This is a genomic window from Bacillus sp. NEAU-Y102, assembly GCF_054788175.1.
Window position 1 is genome coordinate 118,713 of sequence record NZ_JBTWFK010000003.1, and the last position, 18,546, is coordinate 137,258.

Here is an 18,546-nt window from a genome sequence, read left to right on the forward strand (position 1 = left end):
AGTTATGGCAGATTACTTCTTAAAAAATGGAAAAAAATATTATAAGAAAAATGATCATCCATGTAATTCTTCAAATTCAGATTCAACTAACTGTTTTATACAGAACTATACTATTTTCGGTACGGAAGATACCCCTCAAGATCTTGATATAACAACTGGAATTCCTCGAACTGTATTTGAAAACTTCACTAAAAATCATAATAAGACACTTATTAAATTTAGTTTCAGTCCTGCATTTGCAACAACGATTAGATTAACAATTGCAAGATTAAACCATCGCTCTCCACTTACATTTACCTTAACACCAGGAGATATTAAAACATTTTTAGTAGAAGATGTTTTGAGTATTACTTTCTCAGATACTGTAGCTCCATCTACACTTAATCTATTAATACAACAAACGAATTGTATTTGCTGCAGTAATTCGAACAATGATGAATCCTATTATTATAATAGTTGTAATGATGCGTACTAAAAACACGACAAAAGAGTGACCTATTCCTAACAGAAAGCCGTCCTAAAATATCTTTTAGGACGGCTTCTTTATTTTGCTAGCTTAATTACATCACTTACTCCAATAGAATCGATAGCTTACTCTGCCTCAAACCGATAAACAACTTTTCATTTCAAACAAGTTTAACAACAGCTCCCTTTACAACCAATAAGAAGAATAACTCCCCAGCACAGTAACAGAAAAACCGAGTGCTTCAAGTTCCATCGTTACGCCTGGCAATAATACGTCATCATACGCTTTATCGACATCGATTAAGAAAAAGTAATTTCCAAGACCTGTTTTCATCGGACGCGATTCGATTTTTGATAAGTTTAATTTTCTCCATGCGAAAGCTGATAACACTTGATATAGGGCACCTGCATAATCTGCAGGTAACGTTATCATAAGCGTCGTTTTCTCTCCGCGGTTCTCTCCGTTATTCGGGAGTACTGCTTTCTTTTTCTTATGGAGTACTAGGAAACGTGTGTGATTATTTTTATGCGTATGAATGCTACGCCTCACAATTGTTAATCCATATTTTTCTGCAGCTGCTTCATTTGCAATAGCGGCAATTTTCTCTTCAGGATGTTCTTTCACATATTGCGCAGCGGCACTTGTGGATGTCATATCTCGAACAGTTACTCCTTTTAATTCTTCATTTAAAAATTTATGGCACTGTGCAATGGCATGCGGATGAGAATGCACCGCATATACTTCATCCCACACTTCTGCATACTGCGGATGTACAAGTAAATGCTGCTGAATTGGTACTGTAATTTCTCCTACAATGGAAAGCGGCTGCTCATGTACAAGGTAATCAACCGTTATATTCACTGAACCTTCTATTGCATTTTCTAACGGTACAACTGCGAAGTCTACATTTTCATTTGCAGCTGCATCTATACAATCTGGAATCGTTCGATACGGTACATGCTCTGCTTCCGGAAAAAAACGACTCACCGCCATATTTGTAAATGTTGCTTCTGGTCCTAAATATCCTACTCGAATCATCGTCTTTTCCCCTCTTTTTCGTTTTCTTACTGTTATACCATACTTTTTTATATTCTTCTATGCAAATTTCGAATATTAAAAAAAGACTAGCTTTCGCTAGTCTAAATGTTTCTTATATTCTCTTTGAGCGAAGAAGAAATAAATGATACATGCTGCGATATAAAACAGAATGAACAAACCTACTTTTCTTAATGATCCATCCATAAAAAGCGTATTATGAAACGTATATAACGCAACTGCACTATGCATACTCCCTACTATAATTGGCGCAAAAAATAGCATACATAATTGCCAACGAGAAATTTTCCATACTTCTTCCTTCGTCATTCCAAGTTTAGAGAGTGCACCATACTGCTTTCGGTCCGATGCAATATTATGGAACCATTTAAAATACACGATACTACATGAAGTAAGAAAAAATAATATACTAATAAATGAGCCTACAAATAGAGTAATATCGCCGCCTTCTTTCATATTTACATATAACTCCATATTGCTTCGAAATGCATTATTATCTTGTTTCATATGTTTCCGTAAATCTTCATTTAATTTCTTCGTCTTTTCGATATTTGGTAATGTGTAGCCTCTATATATCATTTTTTCAGAATCAGGAACCTGATTTGCTATACTGTCAAAATCTTCATCATTCATAACGAAGAACAGACCATTAATGTACGAGGGATGATGGTTAAATTGAACACCTTCTTTCTGACCGTTAAATACGAATTGATATGGTTGATTCATTACTTGCAATTGAATCTCTTTTTGATTATATACATTCGAATTATTGTATTTATTATAATAAACGAGTGTCACTGTACCTTTTTTAGGACGATACGTTTTCTGTTTTTGTTTCCTCGCTTCTTGGTTATATTCACTTTCTTTTATAAGCGGCGCTATTGTTGTTTCTCCCTTATTAGACTGAAAGGATGCATACACTCCAATAAAACTCATATATTGAAAATCATCATACTCATATTGATGCAGTAATTTTTCAACCGCACCTTCTTCAAAGACTTCATGAGTAGAAATACCTTTTTCTATGTACGAAAACGAGTGTATCCCTCCAGTTCGCCACATATCTTGCATGCTAGAAAAATATAAGAACACCGTACCTGTTGCTGTAACTACAAACGTCGTTGCCATAGACATCAGAAAGAAAAAGCGACCATTTTCCTTCATTCGATGTGACAATTGATTCACTATAAATAAATACGGATATGTATACATAATCTTTTTATTTCGCTTTATCATTTCTAACACTTGGGTAGCACCATGCGCGAAAGAAAAGTACATTCCAAAAAAGACAAGTATAGACACAGGGAAAAAGTATATCGCTATCGTAGCCATCGTCACTTGTAGCGCCAACGCATACCCGCCCACTAAACAAGCAAAACCGAATAAACAGAGCCACTTTGATGTTTTCTTCTCTTTTTTATCTGTTCGAAATTCTTTCAATAACCGAATGATTTTTATATTCCATATACGTAAAGCACTTATAAAAGATAATAGAATAAAAACGACTATATATGTAATAAATGTTACACCAATCGCCCTTACGTCAAATATAACAGGTAGTTCTTTCGGAAGCCCCAGTAACATACTAAATACCATAAAAAAGAGTTTTAAAAATATCATACCAAGCCCAATACCGAAAATATTCGCGAAGACCCCGATTAAAATTTGCTCGGTCATAATCACTCCTATTACGTTAGACTTCGTTGCTCCCATTAACATATATAACCCTAATTCTTTCTTACGTGCTTCTATGAAAATAGAAGTAGAGTACAAAATAAATATGACGAAAAAAGAAATGATTATAACATTACATATGATAAGTCCCCAGCGTACGTTTTGATACCACATCGTCTCTTGCATATATGGATGCACAATGACAGACATATATGCGTAAGAAGCAAATATTGCAAAACAACTACTTAAGAAAAACACTTTATAATTACGCCAATTTCCTTTTATATTTTGCAGCGCTAGTTGCCGAATGTTCATCTATCGTCCTCCTGTAACTTACTACATAGGCAAAAAGCTAGAGATTCCCCTAGCTTTTTACGTGTTTTAAATATCCTCTTTGCGCGATCATAAAGTAAATGGCAGAAGCTAAAATGTATGCTCCAATTACAAGCGCACCTGATTTCCACAAATCAATATAAAGCATTTTCCCTAACGTATGAAGAGCAACTCCACTATGAATGGAACCGATTAAAATTGGGATAAAGAAGATAACTCCCATTTGTCGAATCGCAATTTTGCGAATTTCTTTATCTGTCATACCGATTCTCTTTAACGATTTAAATTGAATACGATCTTGTTCTTTATCGTTAAACCATTTAAAGTATGTCATACTACAAGCGAAGAAGAAGAACAGTACTGCTACGAAGAAACCGATGAACATTGTAATTGCTCCACCTTCTCTTATATCCTTATACGCAAACACTGAATTTCTCAATTCTCCTTGCTTTTCTGGTGCAATTTCATTTTTCAAATCTAATACAAGATCTTCTGTACTTTTCCAATCCTCAATATAATAACCGTAATATTTCGTCTTTTCTTCATCTGGTACGAGTTTTGCATATTTCTCAAAATCTTGATCATTTACAACGAGATATTCACTATCATTAAAAACAGAATACTGCGTTGGGGCATTTAATTGAACAGACTGCTTTTGTCCGTTAATTGTAAATTCATACGGTTTCGTACGATCTATCTTCATCAGTTCATTTGACATATCAACCATAACCATCGTTGCACTACCCATTGCATTATGAATTTCTGAAGGTTGCTCTCTCTTTTGTTTACGCACTTCCGCATTATATTCTTTTTCTGAAATAATCGTCATCGGTACTTCATGTTCACTATTAAACAACGTTATTTTCTGTGTTGCTGGTAGTTTTATGTATGTTACTTTTCGCGCATCTTCAAACCCGTGTCTCTTCACAAGCTCCTGTACCTTTTCTTCATTAATAAGGCTATATGTATTTAACCCCTTTTCCTCATATGAGATAGCATGTGGTGTAAGTTCTACAGTTTTCGCACTCAAATTTTCAAAATATACGTAAAGCGTGCCAACTGCCGAGGATACAATCGCCGTAATAATAGAAATTACAAATAAAAAACGAGCATTATCTTTCATTTTATAAATAAGGTTGCTAAGAACAAACATATTTGGATACGTATAGAAAGATTGCTTTCTTTTTTGTAATGCTTTTAATACAACTGTACTACCTTGTGTAAATAGTAAATACGTTCCGCCAATTGTCAGTCCTACCACCGGTAAAAAGAGGATGATGAAATTCAGAAACGTTACTTGGAAGCTAAGTACATATGCAGCAATAATACATCCTATACCAACTACACTTAACCATGTAAATGCAAACGGCTCTACTTTTTGTTTTCTTGCTTCTTTTAATAAATCAATAATTTGCAAGCGTCCTACTGTCCAAACACTAAATAATGATAGGATTAAAAATAGAATAAAGTATACACCAGCTGTAATAAGAACTGCTTTACTATTCCAAACGAGTGGAAGTGTCTTATCTATTTTCAATAATACGCTTAACGCTTGGAAAAATAATTTTGAACAAAGCATTCCAACCCCAATACCAACTACAATTGCAATACCACCTAACATCAGTTGTTCTAATATAATCATTCGGCCGAGCTGCGATTTCGTTCCGCCTATTAATGTTAGTAGACCAAACTCTTTTTTTCTTGCTCGTAAAAACGTTGAATTTGCATATAAAATAAAGAGTGCCGAGAAGATGACCACAATATAATTCATCGATTCTAATCCTTTTGTAATCATCTTTCTCATACTAATATTACCGCTTACGACATCTGGATGATAAATAAAAGAAGCATACATGAAAAATACGACAATCGATAAACAACTACTTATAAGAAACGCTTTATAGTTACGCCAATTCCCTTTTACGTTATTAAGCGCGAGCTGGCGAAAGTTCATGATATTCTCCTCCTAGCATCGCAAGTACGTCCAGAATTTCTTGGAAAAAGGCTTGTTTCGTTCTTCCTTTATGTATTTCTGAGAAAATTTCTCCGTCGCGAATGAATAGAATACGTTCGCAATAACTCGCTGCTACTGGATCATGCGTTACCATTGCAATTGTCACTTTCTTTTGTTCATGTAAGTCTTGCAACGCGCTCATTAATGATTTTGCTGACTTCGAATCTAAGTTTCCAGTCGGCTCATCTGCTAAAATTAACGTAGGCTCATGAATAATCGCTCTCGCAGCTGCTGCACGTTGCTGTTGTCCGCCTGATACTTCGTATACTTTTTTATTTAAAATTTCTTCGATGTTTAAAAACTTCGCAATTTCCAGTACTTTCGCATCGATTTCATTTACAGATTTCTTCGCCATTACAAGTGGTAAAATGATGTTTTCTTTAATGGATAACGTATCAAGTAAGTTAAAATCTTGGAAGATGAATCCTAAATGTGTACGGCGAAACTCCGCTAATTTGGCAGCACGCATTTGATTAATTTCTTCACCATTTACAAGTACATGACCTGAAGTTTGCTTATCAATTGTTGCTAATAAATTTAAAAGCGTCGTTTTCCCGCTTCCTGAAGGACCCATAATCCCTACAAATTCGCCTTCTTCTATTTTAAAATTTATATCGTTTAAAGCAGTCGTCGCTACTGAACCTTTTGATTGGTACACCTTCGTTAATCCTTTTACTTCAAGAACACTCATTTCTAATCCCCCTATGTGTTTTCTTCTTACATTTACTATAAGAAAAATAAGAAAAAGAAACGAGTGATTTCCCTTACAAAACGTTTTGTTATCTTACAGTTTTGTCATTTTTCTCATCAATGTATGATATTCTTCATCTTTTGCAAATTGGAACGTGAATGTTGTCCCTTCTCCTTCAGCCGATTGAACATACATTCCATGATGTAAATTATCGCAAATTTCCTTCGTAATATATAAGCCCATCCCAGTCGCTTCTCTCGTTTTACGTCCATTTATTCCCGTAAAGAATGGGTCAAATATGCGCTTTACGTCTTGCTCTGGAATACCAATTCCATTGTCATTAATATGTAATAACACCTTTTGATTTTTCTCTTCAATTTGAAATTGAATTTCTTTTTTCTCTACCGCTGAAATTTTGGTATACTTGATTGCGTTTACAACAATTTGACCTATAGCAATGCTCAGCCATTTTCTATCAGATGCAACCATACAAGTATCTTCTTCAAACATCACTTTCGGGAATACAGACGATTGAATGAAGGATTTTCGGTTTTCATTAATAATACCTCGCACGATATCTATAACATTTACTACTTCTACCTTATAATCTTTCGCAAACTGCTCTAGTCTTGCCATATGTAACGCTAAATCTAACCCATTTAGTATACGGTTATTTTCTTCACGGATACTTTCAACTGTTACTCTTGCCTCACGATGCTCTTTGCCAAACTTCTGCAACAATAATTCAATAACAGATACTGGTGTTTTCATTTGGTGAATCCATTGGTTCATAAATATCATTTGCTGTTGCTCTTTCGCATGCTGTTTATGAATTTCATTCATATATTGCTGTCTTAATAACGTAAAAGATTCAACGACCATTTCTTGCTCTGATGTATAAGATTCATCAATAAGTAAAGAGTCATGTAATGTATTTCCGCCAGTAACGTACTTTTCGATCCTCTTTAAAAACACACTCCGTTTTCGATAATCGTAAATGAGGTATACAGTAAACACAACTGTTCCTAATAAAAGTCCATATAACCACGTACTCCAATCAATGGATTTCTTTTCTAAAAGACTTTGCAACTGCAAAACGAGCCCAAATAAACAAAGGCTAACAATATAAGAAAGAATTAAAGGAAAGCGATCCACGAGGTAATTTTTAACCTTCATGCCCTTCGCCCCACTCCGTAAGAAGCGCATAACCATATCCACGTTTCGTTACAATTGCATTTTTAATGCCTAGCTCTTCTAGTTTCTTCCTTACACGTTTTACATTTACGGTTAATGTATTATCATCCACAAATGCTACTTCATCCCATAGAGCTTCTAACAGTTCTTCACGCGTTACATATTGATTCACCTGTTTCATTAAACACTCTAATAAGTAAAACTCATTTTTTGTCAGTTCAGTTTGTTGTCCCTGCCACTCAACGATATGCTGGGATGGGAATAACAACAGTCCATTTACACCTAAACAATCACTTTCAGCAGCAGAGGCATACTCTCCATAGCCACGGCGAAGCGCACTCTTCACCTTTGCCATTACGATATCTAAATGGAATGGCTTCGTAATATAATCATCGCCGCCATTTTCAATCGCCATCACTTGATCCATTTCCCCTGTTCTTGCAGAAACAAAAATAATCGGCGCATTCGATACAGTACGAATTTGACGACACCAATAAAAACCGTCAAAGTACGGTAAGTTAATATCAAGTAACACAAGATGAGGATTTATTTTTACAAACTCATCTTTTATATGACGTAAATCACTTGCTCTAAATGATTGATAGCCATACCTTTCTAAATGCTCCTCTAATATTCCCGCAATTTTCTCATCATCTTCTACAATTAATATTTTATACATGTTCTTTTTCTCCCCATAAAAGAATTCTTCTACATTTACTCCTTTTTCCATTATAAATTGAAAATTTAATTAGTGGGGATTTTTCCCTATAATAATCTAACTATTGCAATATAAAGTGATACTTTAATCAGTGGAGGTTCTACGGGCAAATAGTGGGATAAAAAAAAGACTGCCATATTTCGGCAGTCTTAATCGATAAATTCAAATTCATATTCAAGAATTTTTACAATATCTCCGTCTTTTGCACCACGTGCACGAAGCGCTTCATCAATACCCATTCCGCGCATTTGGCGAGCGAAACGACGTATAGATTCATCACGTGAGAAGTCTGTCATTTTGAATGTCTTCTCGATATCGTAACCAGAAATAACAAATGTGCCGTCACTTTCACGTGTAATTTCAAATTTAAGACTTTCAGCATCAAATTTATACATTACACTTGCTTCAGACTCTTCGACAACATCATACATTGGGAATTCTGGTGTTGTTTCTAATAAGTTCGCTACTTCAAATAGTAAATCACGAACACCTTGTTTCGTTACAGCTGAAATTGGGAAGATTTTTACTTCGTCTCCCACTTTCTCTTTAAATGCTTGTAAGTTCTCTTCTGCATCTGGCATATCCATTTTGTTTGCTACAACAACTTGCGGACGCTCTGTTAAACGCATATTGTATTCTTTTAATTCATTATTAATTGTAACATAATCTTCATATGGCTCACGGCCTTCTAAACCAGACATATCAATAACATGTACAATTACACGTGTACGCTCGATATGACGTAAGAATTGGTGTCCAAGTCCAACGCCAGCATGTGCGCCTTCAATTAGTCCAGGAAGGTCAGCCATCACGAAGCTGCGGTTATCACCAGTTTCAACAACACCAAGATTCGGAACGATTGTTGTAAAGTGATACTCTGCAATTTTCGGACGTGCTGATGATACAACAGATAATAATGTAGATTTACCTACACTTGGGAATCCAACAAGTCCAACATCTGCTAGTACTTTAAGTTCTAGAATGACATCACGTTCTTGACCTGGTTCTCCGTTCTCAGCGATTTCTGGTGCTGGGTTCGTAGCTGTTGCGAAACGTGAGTTACCACGGCCACCACGGCCACCTCTTGCGATTACAGCAGTTTGTTCATGCGTTACTAAATCGGCAAGAATTTGACCAGTTTTTTCATCTTTTACTATTGTTCCTGGTGGAACCTTTACGATTAAATCTTCAGATTTACGTCCGTGCTGACCTTTACTCATTCCGTGCTGACCGCGATCAGCTTTGAAATGACGTTGGTAGCGGAAGTCCATTAATGTACGTAAGCCTTCCTCAACTACGAAAACAACATCTGCACCTTTACCGCCGTCGCCACCTGCTGGGCCACCTTTAGGAACATACTTCTCACGACGATACGCAACCATACCGTTACCACCGTCGCCGCCTTTTACATATATCTTGACCTGATCTACAAACATTATTTCACCACACTTTTTCAATTGGTTGTAATATAACTGAGACTTCTTCGTCTCGCACTGTATAAGAAATGGAATACCATTTATTGTTTTGGGTCGCAAGCCAATTCTGTAGTTCTTCTACACTCGTTAGCTTACCACGAAAATCAAAAAAGAAACGAGCATTATCCGCGTCACATTCAATTGTGATACAAACATAATTTTCAACATATACGTCTAAACTATGCTGAAGCATCGAGAAAAATTGATTCGTCCATGTACATACAGTCTCATCTAAGTGAGATAAGTTATGTAATTTCCCTAATACTTCGTACTCCAATAAGCACGGCTGCTGTTTCCAATTATATGTTAAAATCCACTCTGAAAATAAAGGCATTGATAGCCCCATCAGATTGGATTCTTGTCTCGCTTCTTGGACAAAACGATCGATGAGACTATGAATTTCTTCCACTTTTCCAAGGGAAAGGTTTCCTTTCACCATCTGCATACGATTGAGCCAATCATGTCTTGAATGGCGCAATGCATCTATAATTGTCCATTTTTCATTCATTTAGATACCCCTTAATATAGAAAAACTCTAACCTGCACTCAGGTTAGAGTTTTCCGTGAGTTCTTATGCTTCTTGAGCAACAGGATATACGCTCACTTGTTTGCGGTCACGGCCAAGACGCTCAAAGCGTACTACGCCGTCAACTTTCGCGTATAAAGTGTCATCGCCACCACGACCAACGTTAACACCTGGATAAATTTTTGTACCGCGTTGACGGTAAAGAATTGAACCACCTGAAACCGTTTGACCATCTGCGCGTTTAGCACCAAGACGTTTTGACTGAGAGTCACGACCGTTCTTTGTACTACCTACACCTTTCTTAGATGCGAAAAACTGAAGATCTAATCTTAACATACGTTACACCTCCTGCACTTTTTCTATTAAACGGATATACTTTCCGTAATCAAGTTCGATCGTCTTAAGCGAAACAACCAATCCTTCCAAAAGTATCTGTGCTTTTTCTACTGTATGAACGTCTAAATCATTAGGCAATTCATACGTTAAGAATCCACCATCACTTCCGAGTTCAATAGTTGCCTGCACATTACAAAGTTCTTCCACTGCATTTATAGAACCAAACACAACCGCTGTAGTTCCAGCACAGACAAGGTCTTGTCCATGTGGCGCATAATCGGCATGTCCAGTCATTTTAAATGATTGGATACTTCCTAATTTCGTGCGACTTATCGTAATTTTAATCATGTTAACCTGGATTAAGCGTTGATAGCTTCAACAACTAGCTTAGTGTAAGGTTGACGATGACCTTGTTTCTTACGATTGTTCTTTTTCGCTTTGTATTTGAAAACGATAATTTTCTTAGCGCGACCTTGTTTTTCAACTTTCGCAGTAACTGTTGCACCTTCTACAACTGGGCTACCAACTTTAACGTTTTCGCCACCAACGAAAAGAACTTTGTCAAAAGTAACAGTTTCACCAGCTTCAACATCTAATTTTTCAATGTAGATTGCTTGACCAGCTTCAACTTTAATTTGTTTTCCACCTGTTTCGATAATTGCGTACATACTTGCACCTCCTCTTAATTACTAAGACTCGCCAAAAACGAGGTAGACATATATGCCTTTAGGGAACCTGTCTTGTGCGGTTGTAGCATATAGCCGTTTAGGTGCTATAAACTATAACATAAAGATGTTATCATGAATCATAGACGGTTGTCAATAAATGTTCTGCTAACTATTTTTTCCGCTCTACAATTTCTGTTTTACTTCCAAAACGGACAATTGCATACTTTTCGATCATATCATCTTTGAAATAAATTTCAAATGGAATATTTTTTTGTAATTCTTTTTGCAAAAATTGTTTTTGCAAGTCTTTAGGTGCAGCGATTAATACTGCCTCATCCTCTATATTGCCATATGTAATTAGCTCTCTCTCTAACTCATACGCAATTGTCTCATATGACATCACATACCCCGTCGCTTTGCACGGTACACATTCTTCTAGTAATACGTCGCGTAAAGAATGTTTCTTACGTTTACGTGTCATCTCTAAAATCCCTAACTCTGTAAACCCAAGCACTCTTGTATATGTGCGATCATTTTGCATAGCAGCCATGAGACATTCTCTTACCATTTCTTTATCTTCTCTTCTTTTCATATTAATAAAATCAATTAATATCATACCACCGATATCACGCAGTCTTAATTGACGTGCAATCTCTTCAGCTGCCACTTCATTTGTACGAAGGACTGTATCTTGTAAATTCTGTTTTCCAGTAAACTTGCCCGTATTCACATCAATTACAGTCATCGTCTCCATTTGTTCCACAATTAAATAAGCACCATTCGGGAGCCATACAATTTTTTGAAGTGCTTTCTCGATTTCACGCTCTATTCCAAAATGGTTAAACATTGAAGATTTTTCATTATAAAAAGATACTTTTTCTTTTCCAATCTTTTCCTCTAATTCTTTTACTATACTTCTTGTATCTACAACTACTTTTTCAATTGTTTCAATCGGATTCTCTTGGAATACACGATCTAAAAAGGTGGCCGGTCGATGAAGTAATAACGGCGCCTTTCCTTGGCCCTCTTTTCTTTTTAGCTCTTCATATAACTGCTGTAACATTTGCATTTCAGCTTGTATTTCTTCAATCGCTCCTTTTTCAGAAGCAGAGCGGAAAATGTAACCCCCTGTTCCTTCTACCTCAATTTGGAGTAACTGTTGTCTTTTTTTATTATTTTTTATTTTCCGAGAAACAGCGCGCATCTCATCAAACGGCATATAAACGACATATTTCCCGGTAAATTCTATATTCGCTGTCAATTTAGGCCCTTTCGTATCAATTGCCTCTTTCACAACTTGTACGAGAATCGCTTGCCCTTCATGTATACGATAACAAGATGGTACATCATCGTATGAAAGGTACGCATGTTTTTCTAAACCGATGTTTACAAATGCTGCGTTCATTCCAGCGATTGTTCTTACGATACGTCCGGCATAAATATGCCCAACAATCTCTTGCTCTTCATTACGTTTCCATAAAAACTCAACAATTTTTTTCTTCTCTTCAATTGCAACGCGCTTTTCCGATCCAGCGTAATTCACATATAACGTTTTCAAAATTATTTCCTCACTTTATAATCTTCTTTGCTTTTACAATAATAAAAGGTTAGTGCTATCGTCAACACTAACCGATTAATTCTTCAACTGATGAAGTTGTTCGTTTTTCAGTAAAATATGCATAGAGCAGTTCATTTTCATCTAATGTGTAATGTTCTTTATATTTTCCATGGACGATAATAGAGTGCTTATATCCTCTACGAAATTTTGTGAATATCTTATATAAATGATCTTCTGATTGCACTTCAATAGGTGCAATCTTTTCAATTCCTCTTTTGTTCCCATAATAACGTTCTAATAAAAAACGCATAAAGGCATACCGTCTTTGTTTCCACTCTTGATATAACGACACTGCCAAAAACATGAGTAGTACCCACATCATAATATTATTGCTATTCCAGAGTAACTGCCATCCTAATATTACACCAAAAAAAACACATGACAATTTCATCATCTTTTCATGTGCTTGTAAATAAGGAAAACGATATGATAGTATATTAAACAATACTTTCCCGCCATCTAACGGCCAAATAGGGAGTAAATTAAACGCTAAAATAATTATATTATTCCACATAAAGAAATAATATAAATCCGCGTTCAGCCAACCGGCTTCAAATAATATATAACCTACTAGCATCATCCAAACATGTTGAATCGGTCCTGCAATTACGACAACAAGTTCCTCTTTCAACGACTTATTACCATGTTCCTCAAGCTCAGCCACGCCACCAAACGGCAAAAGCTGAATTTTTTTTATACGCCAATTATAGTGCGCTGCTGCAAGAGCATGCCCAAGTTCATGAATAAGAACAATACAAAATAACAGTATTAATTCTTTAAAACGTGCAGTAAAAATACCAATGACAATGATAACCCAAAATAATGGATGCACGGAAATTTTCGTTAAAACGTCCCTATATTTAATCAAATGATATCACCTGGATCGGATCAATAAATTTTTCATTCTTTTTTATCGCGAAATAAAACTTTCCATTTTTATCATTTGTATCATTACTCACCGTTCCAATTTTTTGTTTCTTTGAAACGTAATCATATAATTTCACTGACATATCGTTTAAGTTTGCATACCATGACTCCGTACCATCTGCATGTTGAATTTGAACTGTATTTCCAAGTTCCTCTTTCTTACCCGCAAAAACAACTAATCCTTCATTCACTGACTCAACTGTTGCATTTGTAGCTGTTTGGACAAATACACCTTGGCCATTTTTTTGAAACCCTTGCATTACTTTTCCAGAAGCAGGAATTGCATAATTTTTTTGCTGAATACTTCCTTCTTTTTTCTCATTCGGTGAATAAAATACAAGCGGTTTTCCAAATTGCTTTTCATACCATTTCGCTACAGTAGCAAACTGAAATTCCTCTTTCATCACTTTTTCTGTAACAGCTTTAGCACCATCGAACGAAGACGGGGCATTCTTATATAAAATAGCAACCGAAAGAACTAATATTGCTGATAATAAAACTTTGAAGAAAAAGACTTCCTTTCGAAATAAAGGGTGAATTTCCTTTTCTCCTTCTTCAATAAATACTGTTTCGCTACCAAAATTCCCTCCGGTAAAATACTGCTCTTCCTCCATCCTTTCTTGCTCGGCCTTCCTTTTCGCAATCCGCTTTTTAATTTCTTCTACGCGTCTATTCTTCATACTGTCTCCTTTCTTTCCGTAAGCTAATTTCAATAGAAACAGTTGTATACAGTTTGTACATGTGTATGAGCTAAGAAAGAAAGATATTCGTGTGAAGAAAAAAGAAAACACTTCGCATATGTGCGAAGTGCTTTTAACGGATTCCAAAGAAGTTTTTTACCTTTGCAAATACCGATACCTTTTCTTGTTCAAATGCTTGTAATGGTACATTCTCACCCAACAAGCGTCTTGCGATATTACGATAAGCCAACGCTGCTTTTCCGCTTGGTTGCAACGCCACAGGTTCACCTGTATTTGTAGCTCGAATAACTTCATCGTCATCTTCGACAACACCAAGAAGCTCGATTGACAATGTACGTACAATTTCATCAACATCTAACATATCCTGTTCATGAAGCATATGACTACGTACACGGTTAATAACAAGTTTTGGTGGTTCAATATCCTCTTTTTCTAAAAGCCCAATAATACGATCCGCATCGCGCATTGAGGATACTTCTGGCGTCGTAACAACGATTGCTTTATCCGCACCAGCTACCGCATTTTTAAATCCCTGCTCAATCCCCGCAGGACAATCAATTAATATGTAATCATAATCTTGACGTAATACTTGTATTAATTCATCCATTTGTTCAGGTGTTACCGCTGATTTATCACTCGTTTGTGCTGCAGGTAATAAATAAAGATCATCAAAACGTTTATCTTTAATAAGAGCCTGAGGTAAACGGCAACGCCCTTCAACGACATCAACAAGATCAAATACAATACGATTTTCCAGCCCCATTACTACGTCTAAATTTCGAAGACCGATATCTGTGTCAATTAAGCACACTTTCTTTCCAGATAACGCTAGGGCCGTACCAATGTTCGCAGACGTTGTAGTTTTACCTACTCCGCCTTTTCCAGATGTAATTACTATTGCCTCTCCCACAGCTATACAATTCCCCTTTCTAACTTTGTTAAATTAGGTCTAAGATGAGTGAGAAGTTGCAGGCGATCGACAACAATGTGATTGTTCTCATTAATATACGCACATTCTGCCGCCTCCGCTCCGTCTTCTTTCTCTTCCGGAGCCCGCATTGCCACATCACTAATTCGAAGTTGCATCGGGTTCATAACAGATGCAGCGATTACAGCATCCGAATCCCCATAATACCCAGCATGTGCAATTCCTCTTAATGATCCTACAACAAAAATATTCCCCCCAGCGATAACCGTTCCGCCTGGATTAACATCTCCAATTAACAACAAATTTCCTTTTACATGTAAAACTTGTCCAGAGCGAACAATTTTGGAAATAGGGACAATTTCTGTTTCTTCTTTCCAAGCTATTGCTTCTGCTTTAGTGATAACATCACTTTTAATTGAATCCACAACAAGATTCTTTTTATTACGAATTAACGTACGAATCTCTTCTTGTTGGACTTCTGTTAAATAACGATTTCCTACTTTCACATGCACTTCAATTAAAGAGCGTCCATCACCATCGTAGTAATGTGTAGAAAGTTTTTCGTCTAATTCTATCAACAATTCAGAGAATGAACAACAATCATCTAAATGAAGCGTTATCCCATCTTTTGTCCCTTTTATCGTTACATTTTGTTGCTTTTTTTCTTCCACTAAAGTTCACCCCACCGATTCAATTCGACATAAAATTAGAAAATCCTTTTTTCTTTTTCTTCCATCGCTTTTGAAAGACGCAATATATATCGTCTCAGTGGGAAACAAACTATCAACAAGAAAATAGCATTTAACAATAAAGTAGCAAGGAGACGATCTGTGAAAAAGACATACGCTGGCATATGAGTACGTCCCAACAAAGTTAAAAATCCATACACATAATACTCTAGTGCTACAACGCTAGCTAATATGATGGAAACAACAATAAATAAATTCAATTGCAGTACTTTCATCACACTATAAACTAAATAAGCTAAAATCGGATAAGCAAAAATATATATACCGACAAGTTCTGTGTATACGGTATCAAATAAGAAACCAAATAATAGTCCGTAATAAATCCCTTGGACCGGACTATAATACACTGTAATAAAACATAAGACGATTATAAAGAAATGCGGTGCTGCTATACTCTCTTTCCAAAACACATTTGTTGGAACAATGGTAGCAAACATATTTTCAAATAGAAACACAAAAAGGAGCAAAAGAGGAAGAGCTGCTCTTTTTAAAATCTTCATCATCTCTTCTCTCCCTCCTATTCTAATGGCGCTGAAGGCTTTTTACGTTTAGCAACCATAATATGCTCTACGTCATTTAAATCAGCGGCAGGTTTTACATAAGCTGTTTTTGTTAAGCCGTATGCATCTGGTTGTACATCAACGATTTTCCCAATTACAAGACCTTTCGGGAAAATATCACCTAGTCCAGATGTTACAACCATTTGATCTTTTTCTACTTTTGCATCAGAACCAATCTTTGTGAAAAGAAGTAAGTGTTTTTCTTTGTCGTAACCTTCAATTAAACCAAAGATATTTTCTTGCCCTTGTACAATAGCAGATACACGATTTGTTCGGCTCATAGAGCTTAATAACTCTACTGATGATGTAAACTGAGATACACTTTTCACACGTCCAACTAAACCTTGTGAAGTCATAACAGCCATATCTTTTTTAATTCCTTGCTGTGCCCCTTTATCAATTCCAATTAAATCGTACCATTTATCTGAACTACGAGAAACAACAGTAGCTGGAATCTCAGTATAATCGCTCAGCAACTCCTTTTTTCCAGTTAACTCTTGTAACTTCTTGTTATCATCTTCTAATTGTTTTACTTTCCCTGATAGACCTGCATAATTATCTAATTTTGCTTTTAATTCTTTATTCTCTTCATACGTGCGCTTTACATCCTCTACATTTTCGAAGAATCCAGCTACGTATTTCGCTGGCTTTTGGAATACACGTTCTACAACACCGACAGTGTCTTTAACAAACTGCTCTGGCCATGTTAAACTGTTCCGTTCTTTCAATGAGATTCCAATCAATGCCACGAGAAGAATAATACTAACTAACAAAACAATTAATCTTTTGTTTAAGAAAAACTGTGGCACGTTCACACCCTCTTAATTTCACTGATTTTTATTTTGCAATATTATCGAGCAGCAGTTTTGAAAAGATCGATATTGTCTAATGCTTTACCTGTTCCAATTGCTACGCAATCTAATGGGTCTTCTGCAACAAGAACTGGCATTTTTGTTTCTTCACTAATTACTTTATCTAAATTACGTAGTAATGCCCCGCCACCTGTTAATACAATACCGCGGTCCATAATATCAGCTGCTAATTCAGGTGGAGTTTTTTCTAGTGTATTTTTAACTGATTCTACAATCGCATCTACTGTATCTTTTAATGCATCTGCAATTTCTTCTGGCTGAATTAGTACTGTTTTTGGTAAACCACTTACTAAATCACGACCGCGAATTTCCATAGGCTCGATACCTTCTGGCTCGCCTGCAGAACCGATTTCTAATTTTAATGCTTCAGCTGTTCTTTCACCGATCATTAAGTTATAGCTTTTCTTAATGTACTGAATGATTGAATCGTCCATATCATCACCAGCAACACGAACTGACTGACTTGTTACAATACCTCCTAAAGAAATAATTGCAACTTCTGTTGTACCACCACCGATATCAACTACCATACTACCAGTTGGTTCCCAAACAGGTAAGTTTGCACCAATTGCTGCTGCAAATGGCTCTTCGATAGGATAAGCATCACGAGCACCCGCTTGACGAGTCGCATCGATTACTGCACGTCTTTCTACAGCTGTAATACCAGATGGTACACATACCATTACATACGGCTTACGTGAGAAGAAACCGTTTGATTTTTGAGCTTGTTGAATGTAATATTTCATCATTGTTGCAGTTGTTTCATAATCAGCAATTACACCGTCTTTCATCGGGCGAAGTGCCACAACGTTCCCTGGTGTACGACCAATCATTTGTTTTGCGTCGCTACCTACAGCAACGATTTGTTTCGTATCAGTTTGTAACGCAACTACTGAAGGTTCACGTAAAACTACACCTTTTCCTTTTACATATACAAGCGTGTTCGCAGTTCCTAAGTCTATTCCAAGATCGCGAGTAAATCCACCAAATCCAAACATATTATTTATCTTCCTTTCTTGTTTTCACGGACTCATTTTTTC

General features: G+C 36.2%; 20 protein-coding genes and 1 other annotated feature. Of the genes, 1 reads left to right on the forward strand and 19 read right to left on the reverse strand.

Going from position 1 to position 18,546, the window contains the following annotated elements; all coding sequences use genetic code 11:
- Positions 1–4 precede the first annotated feature (4 nt).
- Positions 5–475: a hypothetical protein gene (locus tag ACYFX0_RS09995; RefSeq protein WP_000796367.1), complete on the forward strand. Its 471-nt coding sequence runs from the start codon at positions 5–7 to the stop codon at positions 473–475.
- A gap of 177 nt (positions 476–652) precedes the next feature.
- Here the strand turns inward: ACYFX0_RS09995 and pheA are convergent, their stop codons facing one another.
- The 19 genes from pheA to mreB all read right to left on the reverse strand — a co-directional run bounded on the left by pheA (position 653) and on the right by mreB (position 18,504).
- Complete coding sequence (gene pheA / locus ACYFX0_RS10000; protein WP_000621701.1) at positions 653–1,504, reverse strand: prephenate dehydratase; 852 nt, start codon at positions 1,502–1,504, stop codon at positions 653–655.
- 96 nt (positions 1,505–1,600) lie between these two features.
- Positions 1,601–3,511, reverse strand: coding sequence for an ABC transporter permease (locus ACYFX0_RS10005; RefSeq protein WP_460270377.1), 1,911 nt, complete (start codon positions 3,509–3,511; stop codon positions 1,601–1,603).
- A gap of 49 nt (positions 3,512–3,560) precedes the next feature.
- A complete protein-coding gene (locus ACYFX0_RS10010; protein WP_086397886.1) occupies positions 3,561–5,483 on the reverse strand; it encodes an ABC transporter permease in 1,923 nt (640 codons plus the stop codon).
- Positions 5,458–6,234 carry an ABC transporter ATP-binding protein gene (locus ACYFX0_RS10015; protein ID WP_000114530.1) on the reverse strand — a complete coding sequence of 259 codons (777 nt, stop codon included), beginning with the start codon at positions 6,232–6,234 and terminating at the stop codon, positions 5,458–5,460. Before ACYFX0_RS10015 ends, ACYFX0_RS10010 begins: the two co-directional genes overlap by 26 nt.
- 93 nt (positions 6,235–6,327) lie before the next feature.
- Positions 6,328–7,410, reverse strand: coding sequence for a HAMP domain-containing histidine kinase (locus ACYFX0_RS10020; protein ID WP_460270380.1), 1,083 nt, complete (start codon positions 7,408–7,410; stop codon positions 6,328–6,330).
- Positions 7,400–8,107, reverse strand: a complete 708-nt coding sequence (locus ACYFX0_RS10025) for a response regulator transcription factor (RefSeq protein WP_002082113.1) — start codon at positions 8,105–8,107, stop codon at positions 7,400–7,402. Before ACYFX0_RS10025 ends, ACYFX0_RS10020 begins: the two co-directional genes overlap by 11 nt.
- 188 nt (positions 8,108–8,295) lie before the next feature.
- A complete protein-coding gene (obgE, locus tag ACYFX0_RS10030) occupies positions 8,296–9,582 on the reverse strand; it encodes a GTPase ObgE (RefSeq protein ID WP_000497121.1) in 1,287 nt (428 codons plus the stop codon).
- A 4-nt stretch (positions 9,583–9,586) separates the two neighbouring features.
- The gene (locus ACYFX0_RS10035; RefSeq protein WP_001003585.1) at positions 9,587–10,129 is read right to left on the reverse strand and encodes a sporulation initiation phosphotransferase B; all 543 of its coding nucleotides are present in this window, start codon (positions 10,127–10,129) and stop codon (positions 9,587–9,589) included.
- A gap of 63 nt (positions 10,130–10,192) precedes the next feature.
- Positions 10,193–10,483, reverse strand: coding sequence for a 50S ribosomal protein L27 (rpmA, locus tag ACYFX0_RS10040; protein ID WP_000944957.1), 291 nt, complete (start codon positions 10,481–10,483; stop codon positions 10,193–10,195).
- Between the two features lie 3 nt (positions 10,484–10,486).
- On the reverse strand, positions 10,487–10,831 hold the full coding sequence (locus ACYFX0_RS10045) for a ribosomal-processing cysteine protease Prp (protein WP_002082112.1): 345 nt from the start codon (positions 10,829–10,831) through the stop codon (positions 10,487–10,489).
- 11 nt (positions 10,832–10,842) lie between these two features.
- Positions 10,843–11,151 (reverse strand): 50S ribosomal protein L21, encoded by a 309-nt coding sequence (rplU, locus tag ACYFX0_RS10050; RefSeq protein WP_000270907.1) that lies wholly within the window; start codon positions 11,149–11,151, stop codon positions 10,843–10,845.
- Positions 11,152–11,165: 14 nt separating this feature from the next.
- Positions 11,166–11,243 (reverse strand) — a sequence feature (ribosomal protein L21 leader region).
- Between the two features lie 77 nt (positions 11,244–11,320).
- Positions 11,321–12,709, reverse strand: a complete 1,389-nt coding sequence (locus ACYFX0_RS10055; protein ID WP_017763620.1) for an Rne/Rng family ribonuclease — start codon at positions 12,707–12,709, stop codon at positions 11,321–11,323.
- Between the two features lie 67 nt (positions 12,710–12,776).
- The gene (gene spoIVFB, locus ACYFX0_RS10060; protein WP_000599046.1) at positions 12,777–13,637 is read right to left on the reverse strand and encodes a stage IV sporulation intramembrane metalloprotease SpoIVFB; all 861 of its coding nucleotides are present in this window, start codon (positions 13,635–13,637) and stop codon (positions 12,777–12,779) included.
- A complete protein-coding gene (gene spoIVFA / locus ACYFX0_RS10065) occupies positions 13,630–14,376 on the reverse strand; it encodes a stage IV sporulation protein SpoIVFA (protein ID WP_000797477.1) in 747 nt (248 codons plus the stop codon). Before spoIVFA ends, spoIVFB begins: the two co-directional genes overlap by 8 nt.
- A 133-nt stretch (positions 14,377–14,509) precedes the next feature.
- Positions 14,510–15,307: a septum site-determining protein MinD gene (gene minD / locus ACYFX0_RS10070; protein ID WP_000503309.1), complete on the reverse strand. Its 798-nt coding sequence runs from the start codon at positions 15,305–15,307 to the stop codon at positions 14,510–14,512.
- Between the two features lie 2 nt (positions 15,308–15,309).
- On the reverse strand, positions 15,310–15,996 hold the full coding sequence (gene minC / locus ACYFX0_RS10075) for a septum site-determining protein MinC (RefSeq protein WP_000391514.1): 687 nt from the start codon (positions 15,994–15,996) through the stop codon (positions 15,310–15,312).
- Positions 15,997–16,031: 35 nt separating this feature from the next.
- Positions 16,032–16,577: a rod shape-determining protein MreD gene (gene mreD / locus ACYFX0_RS10080; RefSeq protein WP_000975762.1), complete on the reverse strand. Its 546-nt coding sequence runs from the start codon at positions 16,575–16,577 to the stop codon at positions 16,032–16,034.
- A 14-nt stretch (positions 16,578–16,591) separates the two neighbouring features.
- A complete protein-coding gene (gene mreC / locus ACYFX0_RS10085) occupies positions 16,592–17,443 on the reverse strand; it encodes a rod shape-determining protein MreC (protein WP_001135484.1) in 852 nt (283 codons plus the stop codon).
- 41 nt (positions 17,444–17,484) lie between these two features.
- Complete coding sequence (gene mreB / locus ACYFX0_RS10090; RefSeq protein WP_000466736.1) at positions 17,485–18,504, reverse strand: cell shape-determining protein MreB; 1,020 nt, start codon at positions 18,502–18,504, stop codon at positions 17,485–17,487.
- Between the last annotated feature and the right edge of the window lie 42 nt (positions 18,505–18,546).